This is a genomic window from Thiohalorhabdus sp., from assembly GCF_036628635.1.
GTDB lineage: Bacteria > Pseudomonadota > Gammaproteobacteria > Thiohalorhabdales > Thiohalorhabdaceae > Thiohalorhabdus.
The window spans coordinates 1-3,996 of sequence record NZ_JAZKRM010000092.1 but is presented as its reverse complement, the minus strand read 5'-3'; the positions used below and the strand labels follow the sequence as shown (position 1 = coordinate 3,996).

The following is a 3,996-nucleotide window of genomic DNA, read 5'->3' as shown; positions in this document are numbered from 1 at the left end:
TTCCGTAACGAGGCCCCAACAGAGGAAACGCCGTGACCACCCATAACTCGCCCGGCGACCCGAAGGTGGCCCTCTATCCGGGCACCTTCGATCCTATTACCAAAGGCCACGAGGACCTCATTCGGCGCGCCAGCCGGCTGTTCGACGAGGTGGTGGTGGCGGTGGCCGTCAGCGCCCAAAAGACCCCTTGGTTCCCGCGCCAGGAGCGCACCGGGCTGGTCGAGCGGGTCGTGGGCGATTTGCCCAATGTCCGGGTGGTGGCCTTCGAGGGCCTGCTCATCGATTTCGTCCATGAGCAGGGCGCCGGGGTTATCCTGCGCGGCCTGCGGGCCATCTCCGATTTCGAGTACGAGTTCCAGATGGCCTCCATGAACCGCAAGCTCGACGAGTACGTGGAGACCCTGTTCCTAATGACGGGCGAGTCCTACACCTATCTGTCCTCGGGCCTGGTGCGCGAGATCGCCCGTCTCGGCGGCGACATCTCCAGTTTCGTCCATCCCGAGGTGGTGGCGGGCCTGAAGCGCCGCCTGGAGAGCGGTGAAGGATAGCCGCTAAGGAGCCCACCATGCGCCCAGCCACTAACCTTGCCTCGCTTCTTGCCACCCTCGCTGTCCTGGCTTTTGCCGGCTCGGCCGCCGCCGGTGCCGGTATGGCAGGCAGCGGCAACCAAGCGGATCCCGCCCAGCGCCTGGCTAACGGTGCCGTTGCCAGCGCCCATCCCCTGGCCACCCGGGCGGGCCGGGAAGTCCTGGCGAACGGGGGGAACGCCTTCGACGCCGCGGTGGCCGTCTCCGCCGCTCTGGCAGTGGTCGAGCCCTACAGCTCGGGGCTGGGCGGCGGCGGCTTCTGGCTGCTGCACACTAGGGACGGGCTCGATGTCATGGTGGACGGCCGTGAGGAGGCGCCGTCGGAGGCGAGCCCAACCATGTACCAGAACGATGCCGGCGAGGTGATCGACGGCGCCTCCATCAACGGCCCCAGGGCCGCCGGTGTTCCCGGCGAGCCCGCGGCCCTGGCCCACATCGCCGACGAATACGGCGACCTGGGGCTTGAGCGGACCCTGGCGCCGGCCATTCGCTATGCCCGCGAAGGTTTCGAAGTGGGCGCCACCTACCGCCGGCTGGCCGAATTCCGGCGCGACGTGCTGCGGCGCCATTCCCGGGCCGCCGAGATCTTTTTGAGCCACGGCGAGGTGCCCGAGGCGGGCGCCGTCCTTCGCCAGCCCGCTCTCGCCGACACCCTGGAACGGCTGGCCGAGAAGGGCCGGGCGGGCTTCTACCAGGGGCCGGTGGCCGCGGAGCTGGCGCGTTCCACCCGGGCCGCCGGCGGCCTGATTAGCCGCGAGGACCTGGCCGATTACCGGGTCCGCGAGCGCGACCCGGTCACGGCGGAGGTGGCCGGCCACCGCATCGTTTCTGCGGCGCCACCGTCCTCCGGCGGCGTGGCCCTGGTCCAGATCCTGCGCATGCTCCGCGCCGCCGATTACGGCGATGCGGAAGGCGTCCACCGCACCCATCTGCTTGTCGAGGGCATGCGGCGGGCCTACCGCGACCGGGCGGTCCATCTGGGCGACACGGACTTCGTCGATGTGCCCGTGGCGCGCCTGATCAGCCGCCCCTACAACGCCGGCCTGGCCGCCACCATCCATCCCCGCCGCGCCCTGCCCAGCGACTATCTCCCCGGCCCGCCCGCGGCCCGGAAGCAGGGCCGCGATACCACGCATTTCTCGGTGATCGATGGCGAGGGCAACCGCGTCGCCGCCACCCTGTCCATCAACTACCCCTTCGGCTCAGGGTTCGTCGCCGGGGACACGGGCGTGGTGCTCAACGACGAAATGGACGACTTCGTCGCCAAGCCCGGCGTGCCCAATGCCTACGGGCTGGTGGGCGGCGAGGCCAACGCCATCGCCCCCGGCAAGCGGCCGCTGTCGTCCATGAGCCCGACCTTCGTAACGGGCCCGGAGGTTACCCTGATAACCGGCACCCCGGGCGGCTCGCGCATCATCACCATGGTGACCCGGGCCGTTGCCGGCATGATCTGGGACGAGGGCGGCACCGCCGCCCTGGAACACTGGGTGGCCCGCCCCCGCTACCACCATCAGTATCGCCCCGACGCTATCCAGCACGAGCCGGACACCTTCACCGAGGCCGAGCGCCGCGCCCTCGCCGAGCGCGGCCACAACTTCGAGGCCGTGGGCCGCCGTTTCGGCGACATGCAGGCGATCCTGTGGCAGCGCGACGACGGCGAGCTGAAGGTGGCCGCCGACCCGCGCGGCGAGGGCAAGGCCGTGGAGGTCAGTGAGGAGTGAGGCGTGAGGGGTGAGGAGTAACGGCGGAACGGCGACGGCGTTATCCGCAGATGACGCCGATGAACGCAGATAACAAAAACGGGCTTAGGCAGGATATTGTTGGAGGGCTCGCACTCGGCGGTAATCGCTTCTCCCGCTTAGAGGTACCATCGGGCCGTTTTCATCTGCGGCCATCTGCGCAATCTGCGGATAGGGCCTTTGACTGGGCCGTTACGCCTCACCCCTCACGCCTCACTCCTCACTCGTACCAGCGCTAGCGCTGGCACCGCGTACAGAAGAAGCTGGCGCGCTGGGCGATCACCGCCCGCCGCAGGGCCCGGCCGCAGCCCGGGCAGGGGGCCCCCTCGTGGCCGTAGACGGCCAGCTGCTGGCGGAAATAGCCCGGGGCGCCCTCACTGTCGGTGAAATCGCGCAGCGTGGTGCCGCCGGCGGCTATGGCCTCGGTCAGGATTTGTTGCACTGCCCCCGCCAATCGGGTGTAGCGGGTCCGCCCGAGGCGCCCGGCCGCCCGGCCGGGATGGATACCCGCCCGGAACAGCGCCTCGCTGGCGTAGATGTTGCCCACTCCCACTACTACGCTCGCATCCATGAGGAAGGCCTTGACCGTGGCGGTGCGGCCGCGGCTTCGCCGGTAGAGATAGGCGCCGGTCAGCTCGTGGCCCAGAGGCTCCGGACCGAGACCGGCCAGGCGCTCGTGGCCCTCGGGCTCCGTTTCCGTCCACAGGACCGCGCCGAAGCGCCGCGGGTCCCGGAGGCGCAGGACGCTGCCCCCCTCGATCCGGAGGTCAAGATGGTCATGACGATGCAGGGGGGTCGCCTCGGGAACCACGCGCAGACTGCCGGACATCCCCAGATGGATGAGCAGGGCGGTGGTAGGGCGGTCGGACCGGGCGAGATCGAGGATCAGGTACTTGGCCCGGCGGCGCACCGCCGCCACCTCGCGATCCCGTACGAGGGCGTCCAAATCCGCCGGAACCGGCCAGCGCAGGCGGCTCTCACGCACCTGTGCGCCCCGCAGCAGACGACCCTCCAGGTGGGGGGCGATGCCTTGGCGGGTGACTTCGACTTCGGGGAGCTCGGGCATGGGGAACCAAGTGTTCAGTGAAAAGTGTTCAGTGTTCAGTAACGGCGTCTACGGGGGCGGGGGCTCCACGGGTGTGGCTCCCTGACGGGCGTGGTGGTCGTGGGAGGGAACCAGGATGCCCGGCCGCGCCCAATGCTTCACTGAACACTGAACACTGAACACTGAACACTGAACACTGAACACTGAACACTGAACACTCCGCTGTTCACAAACATACCCCCGCCCCCCAGACCGCTCCCGCCACCGCGATCAGCTCGCCAACCTCGCACGCCGCGCCCAGGGCGTCCTCGGTGATGCCGCCCAGGCTTCGCTTGTAGAGGGAGCGCAGCAGGGCGCCGGCGCCCAACAGGCCGGCCCCCAGGGCCAGCCCCTGGCTCCCCCCCAGAAGGACCATCAGGGCGGCGCCGCCCAACGCTCCAAGCAGCACCGCTACCCGGTCCAGCCGCAGCAGGAAGCCCGGGGGGCTGGGCCCTTCCGGGGTATGCGCCGTGGTGGCCAGGAGGCCGGTGGTCAGGGTACGCCCCGCCACCGGCGCGGCTATCAGGGCCTGCCATTGCGCCTGCTGCACCAGGCATCCGGCCGCCACCGCCTTGGCCAGGACGAT

4 protein-coding genes are annotated in these 3,996 nt (G+C 69.8%); 2 read left to right on the top strand and 2 right to left on the bottom strand.

Going from position 1 to position 3,996, the window contains the following annotated elements; all coding sequences use genetic code 11:
- Nucleotides 1-32: 32 nt before the first annotated feature.
- Both coaD and ggt read left to right on the top strand, forming a co-directional pair.
- Complete coding sequence (coaD, locus tag V5A19_RS13770; RefSeq protein WP_443081508.1) at nt 33-548, top strand: pantetheine-phosphate adenylyltransferase; 516 nt, start codon at nt 33-35, stop codon at nt 546-548.
- A 17-nt stretch (nt 549-565) separates the two neighbouring features.
- Nucleotides 566-2,308 carry a gamma-glutamyltransferase gene (gene ggt, locus V5A19_RS13765; protein WP_332327947.1) on the top strand — a complete coding sequence of 581 codons (1,743 nt, stop codon included), beginning with the start codon at nt 566-568 and terminating at the stop codon, nt 2,306-2,308.
- 253 nt (nt 2,309-2,561) lie between these two features.
- Here the strand turns inward: ggt and mutM are convergent, their stop codons facing one another.
- Together mutM and V5A19_RS13755 are read right to left on the bottom strand one after the other, a co-directional pair.
- Entirely contained in the window at nt 2,562-3,392 is an 831-nt protein-coding gene (mutM, locus tag V5A19_RS13760; protein WP_332327946.1) for a bifunctional DNA-formamidopyrimidine glycosylase/DNA-(apurinic or apyrimidinic site) lyase, read from the bottom strand.
- A gap of 205 nt (nt 3,393-3,597) precedes the next feature.
- A partial coding sequence (locus tag V5A19_RS13755) for an adenosylcobinamide-GDP ribazoletransferase (RefSeq protein WP_332327945.1) occupies nt 3,598-3,996 on the bottom strand: 399 nt, incomplete at its 5' end.

What these genes read in the sequence shown, in the direction of transcription:
- mutM (WP_332327946.1), bottom strand. Translation starts at nt 3,392, where the DNA reads ATGCCCGAGCTCCCCGAAGTCGAAGTCACCCGCCAAGGCATCGCCCCC.
- ggt (WP_332327947.1), top strand. Translation starts at nt 566, where the DNA reads ATGCGCCCAGCCACTAACCTTGCCTCGCTTCTTGCCACCCTCGCTGTC.